Raw genomic sequence first — 17,158 nt, forward strand, 5'->3', positions numbered from 1 at the left:
GTCCCACTATTCGAGAATTCGGCGCAGCGGTTGAGAAGAAGGCGAGATATATTGGCCTCGACCCGCGACAAGGAGGCCGATATGCATCAACTTCGTGAGTGGCGCAGCGCGCATCAAATGACGGAAATTTTCGACCGGTTTGACGAGCTATGGGGTGGGGCGGACCGTCTATCCGACGAAGACCGCATGCTGCTATGGACATCCGGAGAGTACTGCGATCAAGTTGTCGATTTCATCAACACCTGCGAAAAGGTGCTGACATCGGACGACGATGCTCGACACTTGGTCTCTCGAGCAAGGCGGGAGGCGAAAGCTGGACATGTGAGATTTTCCCTATTGACCCTGCGGATAGCGATGCAAGTACACAAACGCGCTATGGGTGAATGATGCTTCCAGTTTTTATCGAACGTGCTCCAAGAGTACTGCTCGCTCTCCCGATGTAAGTTCCGACCATAGAGAGCAACGCCTAACCGCGGGTACTCCACGTAGTATTTGGAGATCGACCTGAACTCCGCATTGCATCTAATGCGGGATTCATAATTGACAATCTACAAGTAACCGTCAAGCGCCTGGACATAGGCGGCTGACTTACCGTCTGGATCACGTCACGACCATCCTGGGTTTCAGATTGCTGAGAGCTGCAGCGATGCGATTGCAACCGAGAATGATACGTTCGTCGGTAGTGGAAAATGACAGCCGCAGGTGGCCGGGACTACCGTATGCCCCGCCATGGACGACTGCCACATGCGCCACTTCAAGGAGGTAGCTGCAAAGATCTTGATCAGTGACGATATTGTATCCGTCGGGTGAAACTGTATTGAGGTATGCCCTACAGTCGGGAAATACATAGAACGCGCCTTCCGGCGGTAAGCATGCCAAGTGCGCGATTTCTGTCAGTCGTCTCATCATTAGATCGCGCCGTCGCTTGAAATCACGACCGGTGGCGGCAACCCATTCTTGAGGGCCGCCGAGGGCTGCCACTGCAGCGGCCTGACTAATCGAACATGCACCTCCCGTGCTCTGTGACATCAGAGTGCTGATGGCATCGATTAGCGGCGAGGGCCCGCCAGCGTAACCAATACGCCAGCCAGTCATTCCATAGGTTTTTGAGACACCGTTGACAGTCAAGGTGCGTTGCCTTAGCGTTGGCATGCAGGCCGCGAACGAAGTATGGAGCGCTCGACTATAAACATAGTGTTCATATATCTCGTCAGACAGCACCCAAACATGAGGATATCGCTCGAGCACGCTGCCCAGCAGTTTCAATTCGTTGATTTTATAAACAGCCCCGGTTGGATTATTAGGATTATTGAGTATTAGCCATCTGGTGCGCGGGCCGATTGCATCTTCCAATGCCTTCGAGGTGAGTTTGAAGCCGTGCTTAGCGTAGCACTCAATTCCGATTGGAATGCCTCCGCTGAAGCGGACGACATCGAAATAGGACACCCAGCAAGGAGTCGGTATGATGACTTCGTCGCCGTCGTCAATGCTTGCCGCCAACGCATGAAATATTACGTGCTTGGAGCCATTGCCGACGACGATTTCGGAGCGTGCGTAGTCAATGCTGTTCTCGCGGGCGAACTTTGCGCGAATTGCTTCAAGAAGGGCGGTCGTTCCTGCGATAGGCGGGTAGCGGGTGTCTCCGCCTAGGGCTGCAGAATGAGCTGCGCTCACGACGTGCGAGGGAGAATCGGTGTCCGGCTCGCCAACGGTAAGGTCGACAATGTCATGACCCGCTGCAGCCAGTTCGCTGGCTCGCGCCCTAGAGGCGATACTCGCTGAAGTCGAAACCCGCCCCATCCGTTTCGCCACAATAGCTGGTGTCATGATTGCCCTAACGATATTGAACGATGAGCTAGCTATGCTCCGATCTGGCCAACCCGTGTGGGTGGGACGCAGCTAGGGTTGCGCGCTACGTTTTCTTTTCGATCCGTGGATGCTTCCTGCTGCCAATAGATTGCGTTCTCCACCTGATCGATGCCGCCAAGACAAACGCATAACCCCAGAACAGCGGCAAGGTGCCCAACGTGCTACCCAAAGCGCCGAAGCCGAGGGGGACTGCGAATTGAGTCAGATTGACGAGCGCTATACGCAAGCCGATAGCCTCGGCGATTTGTTGTGGCGGGGTCACCTCGTGGAGTAGTGCCATGACATTGGGTTGACTGGTGCCGAGAGCAATGCCGAGAAGAAACGACAGGGCGAGCAATTGTTCCAACCCGTTGACGAGCGGGTAAAGCATGAATACGCCGGCGGCGCATGCCATCGCGAGTGCTAGCAGCGTTGCAGACGACAGTCGCGCTCTGGTGAAGGGTGTGCTCAGCCGTGCAAAAAACGCAGCCAGCGCAAACGCCGACATGATTGTCCCAATTCTTGTCGCTGAAAGGCCGATTGCAGCCCCATAGAGTGGGAGCATGAACGCGTGGGTATCCCAGGCGCCGGAAAGCACAGTGTTCGCGATCAATATGCGTCGCACGGAAGACGTGGTGAGTAAGGAGCGGGTATAGCCCGTGTGTCCGTATGTCGTACCGCCTGTGGCGTGAAGAAGGTGTGCGCGCTGTGTTAGAAGAATGGCCGTTGCCGTAGCTGGAAGCAATGCAAGTACGGCGAAGGTCATTCGATATCCGAAGAGACCGAGTACGCCGCCGACTAAAAGCGGGCCGCTGAACGCGGAAACCGATTGCGTTACGGCTAACCGCGAAAAATTGTGTAGACGTCGCGACGGCTCTGATTGACCGAGCAGGTTCTGCATGGCGACCTGGAATACCATGAATCCCGCGCCGATTAGCGACGATGCCCAAATTAATGCGCCGGTGGAGACGAGACATACTGGCCCCAGACATCCGAGAGTGGCGAGCCCCACACCGATAAAAAGAGGGGCTTGAATACCGATGCGGTCTATCCACCGGCCGGTATGCAATGCCAGGAGCATAGGGAATACTGCGAAAAGTGCGATTAAAATGCCGAGTGTCAATGGTGACGTGTGGGCACCGATTGCGCTCAGCGAAACGGCAACTCGCCCACCCGTCAGAGCCGTATGGGTCAATATCGTCGCGATATAGAGAGACATGCCCGATTTCGATGGTGAAATATCGATATTTTGCATGGGGCGATAGTTCTGCGGGAATCAGAGTGCGGTGCCACACAGCAGTGGTTTTTGTTTTTGGGAGATTATTTTGTTATTTATAAGTAAATCAATAATAATGGCAACCGCTTCTTCTGGCGTGCAATTGTCGGTGTGCAGATGCAGATCGGGGGACTTGGGTTGCTCATATTCTGAATCGATGCCTGTAAACCCACGAATCTCGCCAGTCCTGGCCCTTCGATATAAGCCTTTCGGATCCCTCGATTCGGCCACGGATAACGGAACATCGACGAAAATTTCAAAGAATTCTCCCGGTGCAAATCGCAATTTTGCCAGCTCGCGATCACGTCGAAATGGCGAAATAAGGGCGCAAAGGACAATGAGCCCACTGTCAACCATCAGTCGAGCTAACTCGCTGACCCGTCTAATATTCTCGCTTCGAGCGATGGCGTCATAGCCGAGATCCGTGTTTAGTGTCGAGCGAATCTCATCTCCATCCAATATATAAGTGTGCTTTCCTAGGGAAAATAATGCTTTCTCTGTTAAGGTTGCGATGGTTGATTTTCCGGCGCCGGATAATCCGGTAAGCCATATTGCACATGCTTTCTGTTGCTTGATGGATGAGCGTGCAAATTTATCGATGCAAATTGAATTTGTTGTATTCGAATGCATGACCGACTCCTAGATTGGTTTGTTGTCAGAGTAATTGAAAGCACTGTGCGAAAATGGCGCGCACCTGTGCTGCATTATTCGTGAGCACCCAAACAACCTAACCTGGCGCGATCTTCCGGTACGCCGAAAACTGTTTCGTAGTTCGAGCATTGGTCATGCCTTCATTAAAAATTCATAAAATGAACGAGCATCCGGTTTGCATTGTCGACGACTATTTTGTTACGCAGTAACGGATAAATATTCCTTCCACTCATTGCCGTCACGATCAAGCGTCGCGAGAATCTGCTGATCGGCGCTCAGGACGAGTTGCTCTAGCATTTCCCGTTGCGTTATGCCGTAACGTTTAATCAAGCGTCCCAATGCGACCGCCGTGCCATTTGAGATCCAGGTGTTGATTCTACGCTCGCCACTGTCTCCGGCGCATGCCCGAGATTGGCGGTATTTCGCTTGCCGTTCTGCTGACGATTTTGCCATGACTAAACCCTCTTGTTACGCAGTAACGCTATCTTTAATCGTTACTGCGTAACAAGATGATCAATCTGAAAAATCCGGATATTACTGGTCTGCTCGGATTTCGGCATGACCGTAATCCACCGTGTGAAGAATGATAACTGTCAAGGTTTACAGGATTCGTTGCTGCAAAATTTTAAAAAGGGGCAAATCAAAGTTGTCCTTGATGTATTCGTGAATTGTGTTATAAGTAAATACGTTTAACTTCTTTACTAAAGATGAAGGTTATTTCAAAGGATCGGAAGATGCAGATCGAGAGCGCGATTGCTGATTTCTTAAAGAGAAATTCGGGATGTGATGAAATCGTTTCCGTGGGTGATGTGTTTCAATCGGGGCTTGTCAACTCACTATTTGCTATGCAGATTGTGATGTTCATCCAGAAGGAATTTGAGGTGATTATTTTGGATTGCGATCTGAGTGTTGACAATTTCAAGAATTTCGACGCAATTGTCAAACTTGTTCACCGTAAGAGGGGGGGGCGGGTCGCAACCTTGTGAAATGAAAAGGAATTCGGGTGGTTTCGAGGAGAAGTTGATGTCGCCAGATCTGGAATTCAAGAAAAAGATCGACTTGCACCGCGCGTTTGTGGACAAATTTATCGCTCCCTCGGTTGACGTAATCGAGGAAACGAGAGTGCTGCCGTTCGAACTCATCGATGCGCTTGGCGCCCATGGCTATCTCGGTGGCCTTGTTCCAGTCGCCTCGGGCGGAAAAGGCCTGGGGCGTCTCGACTTCGGCTTCGCAGTGGCTAGCTTGAGTGCGGAATCGTCTTCGATCCGAAATTTGCTTACGGTACACAACATGGTTGCCGCCTCCATTTATCGATGGGGGGGCATGCGGTGAAGGATAGATGGTTGAAGTCCATCGCGACAGGGAAGGCAATTGGCGCGCTAGCATTGACAGAGCCCGCGAGCGGAAGCGATTTTGACATGATCGCCACGACGGTATCGAGGCGTGGCGGTTGTCTCGAGGTGCGCGGTACGAAGACATGGATATCCTGTGGTCCGATCGCGAATGTTTTTCTCGTGTTTGGGAAGCTCAATGGGCAGCACGTAGCCCTCATTGTCCCGCGCGATGCGGATAACTTGACGATCGAGCCCATCACACGACCGCTAGTGGGCGCGCGCGCGTCGATGCTTGCGACAATTCGCTTTGACGGCGTAAGGGTCGAGGAATCTAATCTGATAGGCGGACTCGGTTTCGGGAAAGCTACAGTTGGAGCTTTCGCACTCGATATCGGACGATTTGTTATTGCTTGGGGGGCATTGTCGCTTGCGAGAACGTGCATGACCCAATGTCTCAAGCGCGCGGGGACGACTATGCGGTTCGGCTCGAACCTCGTCCGTCATCCGTTGTTCGCCAAAATGATCACTGAAATGTATCTGGCCGTCAGTGCTGCGGAGGCGGCGTGCATCCGGGCGGGAATGCTTCACGACGAAGGCGACCCGGCCGCGATTGACGCGACCTATGTCGCAAAATATACGGCGACCAAGGCGTTGTCCTTGGTGAGTGGGACGGCTCTCCGACTGTCGGGCGCCTCTGGTTGCATGGATGATGGTCTGATTGCGCGGGCATATCGTGATGCGCCGATCCTGGAAATCATCGAGGGCAGCAGTGAACTTCACGAAATCCAGATTGCGGATCATGTTTGCAAGTCGCTCGAATCTGTGACGTGATTCCTGGTAACGGAAGGTCACCGCCACCAGAAACGTTGAAATAATTTAGCGATCCTAATTAATTGAAGATTCCGGTTTCGGAAAATCAAGCCGAGGACATGATGGTCGTCAAATGTGTCGTATGGGATCTTGACAATACGTTGTGGCAGGGCGTGCTGTCTGAAGGAGACGATTTGCGCACCGTCGAATCGGCTGTTGCAGCAATCAAGGCACTGGACGAGCGTGGCGTGCTTAACTCGATTGCGAGCCGTAATGACGAGATGCTCGCCATGAAAAAAATCGATTCGCTTGGTCTCCGCGAGTACTTTCTTTATCCGCAGATTAACTGGGGGGCGAAGAGTGAAGCGCTGACGAGAATTGGAGCCAGCCTCAACGTCGCATTGGATACGTTGGTTCTCGTGGATGACGATGCATTTGAGCGAGCGGAGGTCACTGCTTCGTGCCCAGGCATACGGGCTTTTGCGTTCGAGAGTGTAGAGGGTTTGCTGCGTGATCTGGGCGTATCTGATATGCGCCCCACACCCGAGGCGCGTGAACGCCGGAAGCTATACCTTGGCGAGATGCACCGGCAACAGGCCGAGGCGGATTTTTCTGGGCCTCATCAGGAGTTTCTCAAGTCGCTGGACATGGAAATGCGGATATGGCACGCCGCGGCGGATGACTTGAGGCGCGTCGAAGAGTTGGTGCAGAGGTCTAATCAGCTCAATTCTACAGGGCGCCTCTATTCATACCGTGAATTGAAGGAAATCGCGTCGTCGGCCACGCACTCGTTACTGCTGGCTAGCCTTGTCGACCGATTCGGTGACTATGGCACGATCGGCGTCGCACTGTGCGAAAAGGCCCAGGCTCGATGGAATCTTCTTCTACTGTTGATGTCGTGCCGAATCATGTCGCGCGGTGTCAGTTCGGTCATGTTGAATTTCTTGATCGATATCGCCGTGCAGCACAAGGCGGAATTGACGGCTGTCTTCCGAGACACGGGCCGCAATCAGGCGATGTTCATGGCGTACAAGATGGCAGGCTTCGTCGAGTGTGAGGGTTCCGGCGACGAAAGGATCTTTCTCGCGCCACCTAATGCGCAGCCGTTTCCTCCGTATCTGTCCATTTCGTATGAGGATCCGTCCCGTTCGACCAACTGAAGTGTCACGTGCGTTTCCCGGACGAATCCGGTCGGGGGCAAGTTTCGTCAGCCACTCGTGGTGTTTGCTGCCGTCGTACGAGCCGCCCAGTCCCGGTAGCACGAGGAGAGGAGAGTATGAGCGATCATTATCTAGTGAAATCGTTTCTGGCTTCCAGAGGACTGGCGGTACAGGACTTGTACGTTGACGTCGAACAGATACGAACCTTTGGCGATGACGCGCACTATCGCATCGAAGTTCCGACTGTCAATTCCGTTGCAGCACTTGCCGCCTTGTTGGAAGAGGCGTCCAAGCGAAACGTCGTTATCAACCGAATTACTGAGACGCTGGGTCTGTTCAGGCATGCTCGGCAGGACATCGCGGAATACGTTTCGCTGTGTGCCTCGGCGGGCGCCTTGCTAACCATGTCTGTCGGCCCGAGGGCTGTGTATGACACCGGTGCCTCCGCAGGTAGCATCCAGGGAAAACTAGTCGGCTACCGGTTGCGAGGGCAAGATCAGATTAATCGCGCTGTCAAGGATGTCATGCGCGGGGTCGAGTGCGGCGTCCGGGCCTTCGTCGTCTACGACGAAGGCCTGCTGTGGTTGCTCAACGAATTGAGGAGCGCGGGAATTCTGCCGAGGGAGACGTTGCTAAAGGCGTCTGCGCATATGGGTTGCTGCAATCCGATATCGGCGAAAGTGCTCGAACAGCTCGGTGCGAACACGATCAATCCGATTCGGGACCTACACATCTCGATGATCCGGGCGATCCGAAAAGCTGTTTCGGTGCCGCTCGACATACATACCGATAACCCACCGGAATCTGGCGGCTTCATCCGATATTTCGAAGCTGCGGATATTGTGCGGGCTGCCGCACCGGTTTACCTCAAAACGGGTAACTCAATCTTGCAGCGGCATGGTTCGTTACCGTCAGTTGATGAGGCGAGGGCGATGGCAGCGCAGATTTCCATCGTCGTTGAGATGATCCGCAGCGATTTCCCCGAGTCAAGGCAGAGCCCGGCCGGCAAGAAGAAACTGGTGGCAACTCACGCGGCGTAGCCGTCGAGCGAGGATCGTATGTGCAGAATATTTGGCTCGTATGGTGTCCGTACCAGCGAAGATTGTCTGAAAAAGGTCTCCGATATGCAACGCAGCGGCGGCCCCGACGGATGCTATTTCCTCTCGTCTGAAGCTTGGTCGATTGGTGCGAACCGGCTCGCCGTCGTCGGTCTTCAGGACGGTATGCAGCCGTTCTCACTGGGCAACGTGCATGTCGTCTTCAATGGAGAGATATATAACCACCACGCTCTTCGCGACATCGTCCGGAAACACGGCTACGACGTGGAGAATGCCTGCGACGGCGCGATACTGCCCGCACTGTATGTGATCTATGGTCAAGAATTCGTCCGGTATCTAGACGGCATGTTTGCACTCGCAATCATCGATTCTAGAGGTGAGAAAAAAATAGTCCTTGCCAACGATTCGATGGGAGTCAAGTCGCTCTACTACTTTCACGATCGCGTGTCCGGGGCGCTCTATTTCGCGTCGGAACTCAATGGCCTGTTCGCATTCGACGCCGTTCCGCGGCGCTTCGATGCTGCGTGCATTGACGAGGTCTTCGCATTGCGGGCGGTGTGGGGGCCGAACACGTCGTTCTTCGACGTCCATGACCTGCTGCCAGGATCGATACTTGAGATGGGTCTGCACGGGAAGCTGGTGTCGCATTCGTACAGGCCGGAGCTACCGGAGATTGACAGTGGCGTGGGAGAAAAAAGGCACGGTGACGGGGCAGGTGGCTTCGGCGAACTGTTTGAAGCGGAAGTGAGACAACTGCTCACCTCCGACGTCACTCCTTGTGTCGTGACGAGCGGCGGACTTGATTCCAGCCTCGTCACAGCGATGGCAGCCTCACAGCGAGACGGACTCGATGCCTTTCACATTTGCTACGAGGGCGATTGGTGCGATGACGAGCGCGGCTACGCGAGGCAAGTGGCGGAGCGATGCGGCGTGAGATACAACGAGATTGAGTTGTCTCCGCGGAGATTTCCTGATCTGATCGAAGCGATGTCGCGCTCGATCGGCCAGCCGAATTCCGCACCACATGCGCTGAGTACCTACGCGCTATTCGAGGCGATCCACTCGCATGGCTACAAGGTCGCGTTGACGGGAGAAGGCGCCGACGAATATTTCGCCGGCTACCAGCGGTTCTCGGACTCGGCCTTCGATACGCGCGAGGACTGGCTCGACCGTTACCTGGACAAGCTCGGACCATTTCCTGCCGCTGTGCGTCGATCTATCTACGCTGATTCGTTCCGCGATTACCTGGCGCGCCGGCCGACGGCTGTTGAATCGGTGCGAGACAAGCTTCGGGGGCTCCCTGCCGGCGGGCAGCGATTCGACGCGCTCCTGCGAATGGATCAAGTGGATCGCATGCCTTTTTATATTCACCGGCGCGTCGATCATCTGAGTATGGCGCATTCGGTCGAGGTGCGCGTGCCGTTCTGTCAGCCGAAAGTCGTCGCCTATGCCAATTCGCTGCCGCCCGCCGCGCTGGTCGACGGTAAGCGATCCAAGCTGCCCGTGTACGAAGCAGCGCAAGGGTGGTTACCCGATTCTATCCGGTATCGAAAGAAGCAGCCGTTCACGTTTCCCGTACACCTGTATTTCCGGCCTGGAAATGCGTTGTGGGCCTATGCCAACGACATCTTTGCGTCTCGTTCGTTCGAGGAGCGCGCGATATTCGATACGCAGCATCTGAAAAACATACTGAGCGGGAACGAAGCGATCTCGTCTGACGACGCGATCGCTGTCTGGTGCGCATTAACGCTCGAATCGTGGTTGCGTTGGCAGGAAGGCTGCGGGATGCGTTTTGAATATCGGAGTTAAGCATTTTTTTCAGTCGAGGGAAAACGATGGACAGCTTGAAGATCGGCGTAGTCGGTGCGGGAGTGATCGGCCGCAGCATCGCGGAGGCGGTTCTCGGCGCAGGCCTGGCGGTGACCCTGGTGGACGTGAATAAGGAGACCTTGGTGACGAGCCGGGAGTTGATCGAGACCAGCCTGAAGGCGGCTCGCCTATTCGATACAAGGAATCCGTCGCTTCATGGCACGGACGAGATCCTTTCGAAGCTGATCGTGACGCACGACTACACCAATCTTGTCGACGCGGATATCGTGATCGAGAGCGTGACAGAACAATGGGAAGCGAAGCGGCACGCATATGCCTTGCTCGAGCGCGTGTGCAAGGCTTCCTGTCTCTATATCGCAAATCCGTCGGTATTCCCGATCGCGAAAATCGCTGCGCTCACCGGTCGGGCCGACCGCGTTGTTGGCGTGCATTTTATGAACCCGGTGCCGATGAAGAAGACAGTCGAGGCGATTGTCAATTCCACCGTCTCCGCGCAATCGTCCCAGCGCCTGTTCTACTTTCTCGATCGAATTGGGAAGAAGGCTATTGTCGTGCGAGATGCTCCGGGTTTTGTCTCGAATCGAATCATGATGCCGGTGGTCAACGACGCAGCGAGGCTCGTCGAAGACGAAATTGCCTCGGCTCGCGACGTAGACGCGGTCTTTCGCGAGTGCTTTGCCCACAAGATGGGCCCCCTCGAAATGGCGGATCTCATCGGACTCGACACCGTGCTGTACTCGCTGCAGCGGTTGCAAGAGGAACTCAGCGATGACCGTTACCGGCCTTGCCGGACTCTCGTGGAGAAAGTCGAAAGCGGAAAACTTGGCCGCAAGACCGGCGAGGGATTTTTTGTGTACCGTTGACCATAGCGTGTCGCTAATTCAGAAATCGGAACACGCCAAATGACAAATATCCCAAGTCATGCCGGACCGGCTTCGATCGGCACACGATTCCTCTTGACCGCCAAACGTTTCGCGGATCGCATTGCCATCCGCGAGCGCGATGCTGATATCTCGTATCGCGTGCTGCTCGATCGCGTACTGCGGTTGGCCGGCGGGCTAGATGCGATGGGTGTCAAGCGCGGGACTCCGGTACTCGTGTGCACGTCGACGCCGACTGACGGGGTCATCGCGATATTGGCAACCTTGTTTGTGGGTGCAATTTATGTCCCTGTCGATGACAGCCAACCCCCGGAGCGAGTCGCCTCGATCGTGGCCGATGTTGGCGCGAAAGCGGCGATCATCGACGGTGATTGCGGCGCTGCGTACACCGCCGTCCTGAACGAGGTTCGCATCCCGATCGGTCAGTACGCGAAACTGATTGAAGCGCGGCCGCTGGATACGCGGAAGGTTCATGCGGACGGCGCAAGCATTGCTTCCATCCTATATACATCGGGATCCACCGGACAGCCCAAGGGGGTGGCGCAGATCCATCGCAACGTGCTCCATCACGTCGACGTGTTGACACGACGTTTTTCGATCGATCACGAGGATCGACAGACGCTACTGTCTTCGCTTGCGTTCGACGGCTCCACAACTGATCTCTACTGTGCAATCCTGAATGGTGCCACTCTGCTGCCGTTTAGTTTTCGTCGCGAAGGCGCTGAGGCGTTGCTGTCGTTCCTGGAAGAGACCGAAGCCACACTGCTTCACTCGACGCCGACACTCTTTCGGGCATTGGTCGGTCGGCATGTAGCTCGGGTTCTGCCACACCTCCGAGTGATTATCCTCGGAGGCGAACCTGTATTTCATTCGGACCGCTTGTCCGCGCAGTCGCTCTGCCCACCCGGAGCGTGGTTTGTAAACGGATACGGGGCTACGGAGACGAGTGGCTTTGTCGCGATGCATGCACTGACCGTTGGCGCCCCTGAGCCCACGGAGGAAATGAATCGAATTCTCCCGATTGGCCGTGCCGTCGAGGGTTTCGAGCTATTTTTCTTGGACGATCAGGGGCGGACGAACCTGGAGCAAGGCGAGCTGCAGGTTCGCAGTCCGTATATTGCGCTTGGTTACTGGCGCGGCAGGCAGTTCGGGGCACCGCTGAGCGGCGATGGCGACATGCCCCCAGGCGACACGCGGGTATATGCAACGGGTGACTGGGGGCAGGCCGATGCCGGGGGGGAGATCACCTTGCAGGGGCGTCGGGATCGGCAGGAAAAGGTGCGTGGGTATCGTGTGAACCTCGCGGAGATCGAGATGGTGGCCAGCATGCACGATGACGTGCGCCAGGCTGTCGCCAGGGCTTTCGACGATCCGAGAAGCCTGACACGCGAAATCGCTCTCTATGTGGTTCCGGTCGATGGTCGATCGATCCAACCCGATGCCATGCGGCAACGCCTACGGCGGCATCTGCCGCCTTACCTGCAGCCCGTGCATATCGAGATCGTCGACACGTTGCCGTTGCTCACAACGGGCAAGACGGATCTGCGTGCGCTTTCCATGCCTGTCGCCGTGAAGACGCGACATGATGTGGATGCCAATGGGAATCTCGTCGATCGGATCAGTGCGATCTGGCGCGAGGTCCTCGGTGTGCCGGATATTGACGTCGACAGAAATTTCTTCGATATCGGTGGAAGTTCGATACTGCTTGCACGCGTCCATGTCCAATTGCAGGAAACGACGGGCATCCGCGTACCATTGTTCCGATTGTTCGAATATCCGACGGTATCTCGATTCGCTGCCTTTCTGTCGACCAGGCAAGGATGATTACGGGGACGCCCAGCAGTTTTCTTCGAGGATTAGTTCAGCCATGGACGATAAACGGATAGCGGTCGTGGGAATGGCGTGTCGGTTTCCTCGAGCGCGGACGCCACGGGAGTTCTGGAAAAATCTTTGGGACGGCGTGGATGCCGTACGGAGATTTTCACGCGAAGAGCTCATGGCGCATGGCGTGCCTGCGGAGATTGCTGGTAATGAGCGGTACATCGGAGCGAGCGGCTATCTGGACGACGCGGACCGATTCGATGCGAAATTCTTCGGATATTCGCCGGCCGAGGCTCAACTCGTCGATCCACAGCAACGGCTCTTCCTGGAGGTGTGCTGGCATGCATTTGAGGATGCCGGCTACGATCCGCACTGTACTGGTCTGAAAACCGGTGTGTATGCAGGGTGCGCGCCCAACAAGTACTTTCTCTATCACGTATTCCGCCAGGATATTCCCTCGCTCGACCGCCACAATTGGGATGCCGACGATTTACCGCCAGGTACCAATCCCGATGCGCTGTCGACGCGGGTTGCCTACAAGCTGGGGCTCGATGGTCCGGCGCTGACAGTATTGACTGCCTGCTCTTCATCGCTCGTCGCGATCGCGCTGGCGTGCGACGCGCTCGTCGCTCGACATTGCGACATGGCGGTCGCGGGCGGCGCGGCGATTCAGTTACCGCATCAGACCGGCTATTTTAGCGACGAGGCGGGTGGAATGTTGTCGAAGGGCGGACAATGCCGGCCGTTCGACCGCGACGCGGACGGATCAGTGTTCGGCAGCGGCGTGGGTGCGGTCGTCCTGCGACGACTCGACGACGCGGTGGCCAATGGTGACATGATTTACGCTGTCCTTAAAGGATGGGCGGTGCGCAACGATGGCGCGAACCGAGCGGGTTACAGTGCGCCGAGCGTTGACGGACAGGCAAATACGATCTCAGCTGCACTGCGGATGGCCGAGATAGCACCGTGCGACATCGGTTACGTTGAGGCACACGGCAGCGCGACGCCGGTCGGCGATCCTATCGAGTTCGAAGCGCTCAGGGTAGCGTTCGCGCAGTGTGGCCCAACAGTACAGAACTCCTGTGCGCTAGGATCGGTGAAGGGCAACGTTGGGCACCTCGATGCGGCCGCAGGCATTGCCGGGCTCATCAAGACCGTACTGGCGGTGCATTACGGCAAGCTGCCGTGTTCGCTGCACTTCATCGAGCCGAACGATGACGTTGATCTGGCGAACAGCCCATTCCACATACAGCGACAATCGGCCGACTGGTCTCCGATGGACGGTCGATTGCGACGCGCTGGCGTCAGTTCCTTCGGGTTAGGTGGCACGAACGCACACGTGATCGTTGAGGAGTATCGATCGGCCGAGGCTGCGGTCTCGGCACAGTGGACGGAAGCGATTCTGCCGATTAGCGGCAAGACACCGGAGGCACTGGAGGCGAGGCTTAGTATCCTCGGTAGAGAAGTCGGAGAGCACCCGGCGAAGCTCGCGGAAATGGCTTGGACCCTGGCGACAGGGCGGGCGCATTTCGAGCATCGCGCGGTGGTCGCGGCAAGCGATGATGGGCGTTCACGCGTGTTGATTAAGGCGAGGACCTCGGGGGCGATGACCAACGTCGCCTTCATGTTACCCGGCGTGGGCAATCAACGTGAGAATGCGCTTCGATCGCTCTACGACGAAGATGGGACGTTCCGGTCTACGATTTCGTATATCAGCAACGGTTTTCGTTCATATCTAGACGCGGACCTTGACGAGTTGCTGTTCACGCGGCAGCCGGTGGACTCGTGGCGGCCTGCGCAAGCGTCGCACGCCGCGAGCGATCCGATGGCGGCCCTGCATCAGCCCGCGGTGGAATTGACTCAACTGCAGCGCACGCGTTGGGCCCAGCCGGCCTGCTTTGCCTTCGAATATGCGCTTGCGGTCCAATTGATCGAGTGGGGCGTGCGGCCATCCTCGTTGATCGGACACAGTATAGGTGAATTCGTCGCTGCGGCCCTGTCTGGTGCGATATCGGTCGATGATGCGATCCGTCTCGTCGCCATTCGGGCGCTTGCCATTGAGAAATTGCCTCGCGGCGCGATGATTGCGGTGCCGCTCGGGACGAACGATATCAACCCGTATCTCGGTGAAGGGGTCGCACTGAGCGCATCGAACAGCGATGCGCTCAGCATTCTTGCCGGGACGGAACAACAAATCGAATGGACGAGACAGCGGCTTGCCTCGCACAACGTGCTGGCGCAATGGTTGCCGGTCGAGCACGCCTACCATTCCCATCTGTTGCGAGACGCGGCCGCGGAACTTGATATCGCTGCCCGCTCCGTGCGCGTCCGAGCCCCGTCGATTCCCTACATCTCCAACGTGACCGGGAAATGGATCACCGACCAACAATTGAACGATCCGGGTTACTGGGGGCAACATCTTTGTAGCACGGTGCGGTTCGCTGCCGGAATGCGTACATTGCTTGAAACTACCCGTGTCGGTCTCTTGGTCGAGGTTGGCCACGGACAGACGTTGTCCGGCTATACACAAACCCTACTGCGGCCTACCGACCTGAACGTGCGTATCGAGAGCACCGATCGACAGCCGGCCGGTGGCGACACGCCGTCAGGGCCGCAACCGGCGGCCATGCTCGGCCGACTCTGGGTGGCAGGAGCGAGTGTAGACTGGAAGCAGGTCCTCGGTACTGGCGATGTTCGCCGCATATCGCTCGCTGGTTATCCGTTCGAACCGGCGCGCCACTGGCTATCGCGGCCGAGGACTGGCTCGCGACTCGCGGTGGGCGAGAACAGGCTCTCTGCTCGGTGGAATTCCGCCGGGCAGCAAATTCCAGAAATCCAAGCTTCGCGCGATTTCGATTCCGGGGCCGATTCGATATTGGTCACGCAATCATCCATTCACGAACGCCCGGATCTCCGGACGCCTTATGCGGCCCCAACAAACGAGATTGAGCAGATCATCGCTGATCTGTGGTGCAACCTTTTTGGATTCGACCAGATCGGCATCCATGACGATTTTGTCGAACTCGGCGGACATTCGTTGCTGGCATTGCAGTTTGCAAACAAGCTATGGCGAGCGCGTCGGGTCGAAATGCCGCTTGTCGCACTGCTTAATCATTCGACAGTCGCGCAGCTCGCCGATTTTCTGGCCGATCGGTTCGATGCGGCTCGCGGTGCCGTTACTGGCACGCAAACATGCGACTTGGCACCGTCCGACGGTAAGGTCGAGTTCGACGTGGTTACTCGGTACGTGCAGGACTCGCTGAGGAGATGCCTCGGCAAGGAAATGTTGCTCGACGATACCTTTGCAGACGGTGACATGAGCCGCTTTCTCCCAGAATTGCTGGTTGCAATGCGGCGTGATTTCGATATCCGGTTGTATCCCAACGAAGTGGCCGGCTTTTCTACGCCCGGAGCCGTTTGTGATTATCTGTTAGGCGAAATTACCCGGCACCGTGCGGTGAGCGAGACGCGGCGTGTTGTGACGTGGGGCGACACGGGCGTAGTGCAACAGTCGTCACTCGAGATTGCGTTCGTGCTGTCGTCGGTGCGCTCGGGTTCGACGCTGCTCCGCGTGATGCTGGCTGGGCATTCAGCTCTTTTTTCTCCGCCCGAACTGCACCTGCTACGTCATGAGAATATGGACGAACGCGATCGAGAGGATCGCTCGCCGGATAAAAACCAAGGTCTCGTACGTGCGCTCGTGGAAGTTCTAGACATCGAACCGGCGCATGCCGATGCAATGATCGCCGGGATGGTCGCATCGAAAATGCCCACCTCGGAGGTGCTCGCGAGGCTCGCACAACGACTCGAAGGCCGGCTGTTGGTGGACAAATCGCCGGGTTATTCGAATGATATTGAGGTCCTGCGTAAGACTCTGCGCGATTTTCCCAAGGCCAAGTATCTATATTTAACGAGGCATCCGTGCGCCGTCGTCGAATCGATGGTACGCAACCGTTTTGTCAGGTTGATGGAAGGTGGTAACACCGATCCGTTTGACTTCGGTGAATTCGCCTGGGTGCGTTCGAACGGCAATATTCTGGATTTCAGCGCGGAGGTACCACCCGAGCGGTTTATGCATGTCCGCTACGAGGATCTGATGGCGGACACGCGTGGGAAAATGGAGAGCATCTGCCATTTCCTGCGGATCCAGTTCGAAGACGCACTGCTAAAGCCATACTCAGGCGCGCGAATGCGGGACGGGCTGGGAGATCCGAATTTCTTCGAGCATGATCGGATCGAACCGGGCTTTGTCGACAAATGGAGGCAGGCGAACCGTATCATTCGGCTCGGACCAGCATCTCGGTACCTCGCCGACAGACTAGGTTACCAATCTTGAATGTGCGGAGATCGCACAATTCCATTCGGAGGGGGAGAATTGGGAACAACCACGTTGATCAAGGGCGGTATTGTCGTATGTGGAGACGATGCGGGCACGGTCATAACCGATGGCGCCGTGCTCGTCGATGGCAGCAGTATTGCTGATGTGGGG

14 protein-coding genes are annotated in these 17,158 nt (G+C 56.2%); 10 read left to right on the forward strand and 4 right to left on the reverse strand.

From position 1 onward, the window contains the following. The first annotated feature begins 81 nt into the window (after nucleotides 1-81). Nucleotides 82-387 carry a hypothetical protein gene (locus AB1286_RS18840; RefSeq protein ID WP_430364686.1) on the forward strand — a complete coding sequence of 102 codons (306 nt, stop codon included), beginning with the start codon at nucleotides 82-84 and terminating at the stop codon, nucleotides 385-387. Between the two features lie 213 nt (nucleotides 388-600). Here the strand turns inward: AB1286_RS18840 and AB1286_RS18845 are convergent, their stop codons facing one another. The 4 genes from AB1286_RS18845 to AB1286_RS18860 all read right to left on the reverse strand — a co-directional run bounded on the left by AB1286_RS18845 (nucleotide 601) and on the right by AB1286_RS18860 (nucleotide 4,228). Next, a complete protein-coding gene (locus tag AB1286_RS18845; protein ID WP_430364687.1) occupies nucleotides 601-1,827 on the reverse strand; it encodes a pyridoxal phosphate-dependent aminotransferase in 1,227 nt (408 codons plus the stop codon). An 85-nt stretch (nucleotides 1,828-1,912) separates the two neighbouring features. Continuing rightward, the gene (locus AB1286_RS18850; protein ID WP_430364688.1) at nucleotides 1,913-3,103 is read right to left on the reverse strand and encodes an MFS transporter; all 1,191 of its coding nucleotides are present in this window, start codon (nucleotides 3,101-3,103) and stop codon (nucleotides 1,913-1,915) included. A gap of 21 nt (nucleotides 3,104-3,124) precedes the next feature. Beyond that, on the reverse strand, nucleotides 3,125-3,754 hold the full coding sequence (gene cysC / locus AB1286_RS18855; protein ID WP_430364689.1) for an adenylyl-sulfate kinase: 630 nt from the start codon (nucleotides 3,752-3,754) through the stop codon (nucleotides 3,125-3,127). 219 nt (nucleotides 3,755-3,973) lie between these two features. Next, entirely contained in the window at nucleotides 3,974-4,228 is a 255-nt protein-coding gene (locus tag AB1286_RS18860) for a hypothetical protein (protein WP_430364690.1), read from the reverse strand. A 281-nt stretch (nucleotides 4,229-4,509) separates the two neighbouring features. On the opposite strand from AB1286_RS18860, the gene AB1286_RS18865 reads away from it, so the two are divergent. From AB1286_RS18865 to AB1286_RS18905, 9 genes are all read left to right on the forward strand, one after another. Beyond that, nucleotides 4,510-4,761, forward strand: coding sequence for a hypothetical protein (locus AB1286_RS18865; protein WP_430364691.1), 252 nt, complete (start codon nucleotides 4,510-4,512; stop codon nucleotides 4,759-4,761). A 37-nt stretch (nucleotides 4,762-4,798) separates the two neighbouring features. Continuing rightward, nucleotides 4,799-5,107 carry an acyl-CoA dehydrogenase family protein gene (locus AB1286_RS18870; RefSeq protein WP_430364692.1) on the forward strand — a complete coding sequence of 103 codons (309 nt, stop codon included), beginning with the start codon at nucleotides 4,799-4,801 and terminating at the stop codon, nucleotides 5,105-5,107. 11 nt (nucleotides 5,108-5,118) lie between these two features. Further along, complete coding sequence (locus tag AB1286_RS18875) at nucleotides 5,119-5,940, forward strand: acyl-CoA dehydrogenase family protein (RefSeq protein WP_430364693.1); 822 nt, start codon at nucleotides 5,119-5,121, stop codon at nucleotides 5,938-5,940. A 62-nt stretch (nucleotides 5,941-6,002) separates the two neighbouring features. After that, nucleotides 6,003-7,079, forward strand: coding sequence for an HAD-IIIC family phosphatase (locus AB1286_RS18880; protein WP_430364694.1), 1,077 nt, complete (start codon nucleotides 6,003-6,005; stop codon nucleotides 7,077-7,079). Nucleotides 7,080-7,195: 116 nt separating this feature from the next. Beyond that, nucleotides 7,196-8,119, forward strand: coding sequence for a hypothetical protein (locus AB1286_RS18885; RefSeq protein WP_430364695.1), 924 nt, complete (start codon nucleotides 7,196-7,198; stop codon nucleotides 8,117-8,119). A gap of 18 nt (nucleotides 8,120-8,137) precedes the next feature. Then, the gene (asnB, locus tag AB1286_RS18890) at nucleotides 8,138-9,946 is read left to right on the forward strand and encodes an asparagine synthase (glutamine-hydrolyzing) (protein WP_430364696.1); all 1,809 of its coding nucleotides are present in this window, start codon (nucleotides 8,138-8,140) and stop codon (nucleotides 9,944-9,946) included. Nucleotides 9,947-9,972: 26 nt separating this feature from the next. After that, nucleotides 9,973-10,830 (forward strand): 3-hydroxyacyl-CoA dehydrogenase family protein, encoded by an 858-nt coding sequence (locus AB1286_RS18895; RefSeq protein WP_430364697.1) that lies wholly within the window; start codon nucleotides 9,973-9,975, stop codon nucleotides 10,828-10,830. Nucleotides 10,831-10,869: 39 nt separating this feature from the next. After that, the gene (locus AB1286_RS18900) at nucleotides 10,870-12,672 is read left to right on the forward strand and encodes a non-ribosomal peptide synthetase (RefSeq protein WP_430364698.1); all 1,803 of its coding nucleotides are present in this window, start codon (nucleotides 10,870-10,872) and stop codon (nucleotides 12,670-12,672) included. Between the two features lie 43 nt (nucleotides 12,673-12,715). Continuing rightward, on the forward strand, nucleotides 12,716-17,005 hold the full coding sequence (locus AB1286_RS18905; protein WP_430364699.1) for a beta-ketoacyl synthase N-terminal-like domain-containing protein: 4,290 nt from the start codon (nucleotides 12,716-12,718) through the stop codon (nucleotides 17,003-17,005). Nucleotides 17,006-17,158: the final 153 nt, after the last annotated feature.

Source organism: Trinickia sp. NRRL B-1857 (genome assembly GCF_050470685.1).
Lineage (GTDB): Bacteria > Pseudomonadota > Gammaproteobacteria > Burkholderiales > Burkholderiaceae > Trinickia.

Excerpts from the sequence above, each read along its gene's own strand:
- AB1286_RS18865 (WP_430364691.1), top strand. The coding sequence starts at position 4,510 with ATGCAGATCGAGAGCGCGATTGCTGATTTCTTAAAGAGAAATTCGGGA.
- AB1286_RS18895 (WP_430364697.1), top strand. The coding sequence starts at position 9,973 with ATGGACAGCTTGAAGATCGGCGTAGTCGGTGCGGGAGTGATCGGCCGC.
- AB1286_RS18905 (WP_430364699.1), top strand. The coding sequence starts at position 12,716 with ATGGACGATAAACGGATAGCGGTCGTGGGAATGGCGTGTCGGTTTCCT.
- AB1286_RS18900 (WP_430364698.1), top strand. The coding sequence starts at position 10,870 with ATGACAAATATCCCAAGTCATGCCGGACCGGCTTCGATCGGCACACGA.
- AB1286_RS18860 (WP_430364690.1), bottom strand. The coding sequence starts at position 4,228 with ATGGCAAAATCGTCAGCAGAACGGCAAGCGAAATACCGCCAATCTCGG.
- AB1286_RS18885 (WP_430364695.1), top strand. The coding sequence starts at position 7,196 with ATGAGCGATCATTATCTAGTGAAATCGTTTCTGGCTTCCAGAGGACTG.
- cysC (WP_430364689.1), bottom strand. The coding sequence starts at position 3,754 with ATGCATTCGAATACAACAAATTCAATTTGCATCGATAAATTTGCACGC.
- AB1286_RS18870 (WP_430364692.1), top strand. The coding sequence starts at position 4,799 with ATGTCGCCAGATCTGGAATTCAAGAAAAAGATCGACTTGCACCGCGCG.
- asnB (WP_430364696.1), top strand. The coding sequence starts at position 8,138 with ATGTGCAGAATATTTGGCTCGTATGGTGTCCGTACCAGCGAAGATTGT.
- AB1286_RS18850 (WP_430364688.1), bottom strand. The coding sequence starts at position 3,103 with ATGCAAAATATCGATATTTCACCATCGAAATCGGGCATGTCTCTCTAT.
- AB1286_RS18840 (WP_430364686.1), top strand. The coding sequence starts at position 82 with ATGCATCAACTTCGTGAGTGGCGCAGCGCGCATCAAATGACGGAAATT.
- AB1286_RS18845 (WP_430364687.1), bottom strand. The coding sequence starts at position 1,827 with ATGACACCAGCTATTGTGGCGAAACGGATGGGGCGGGTTTCGACTTCA.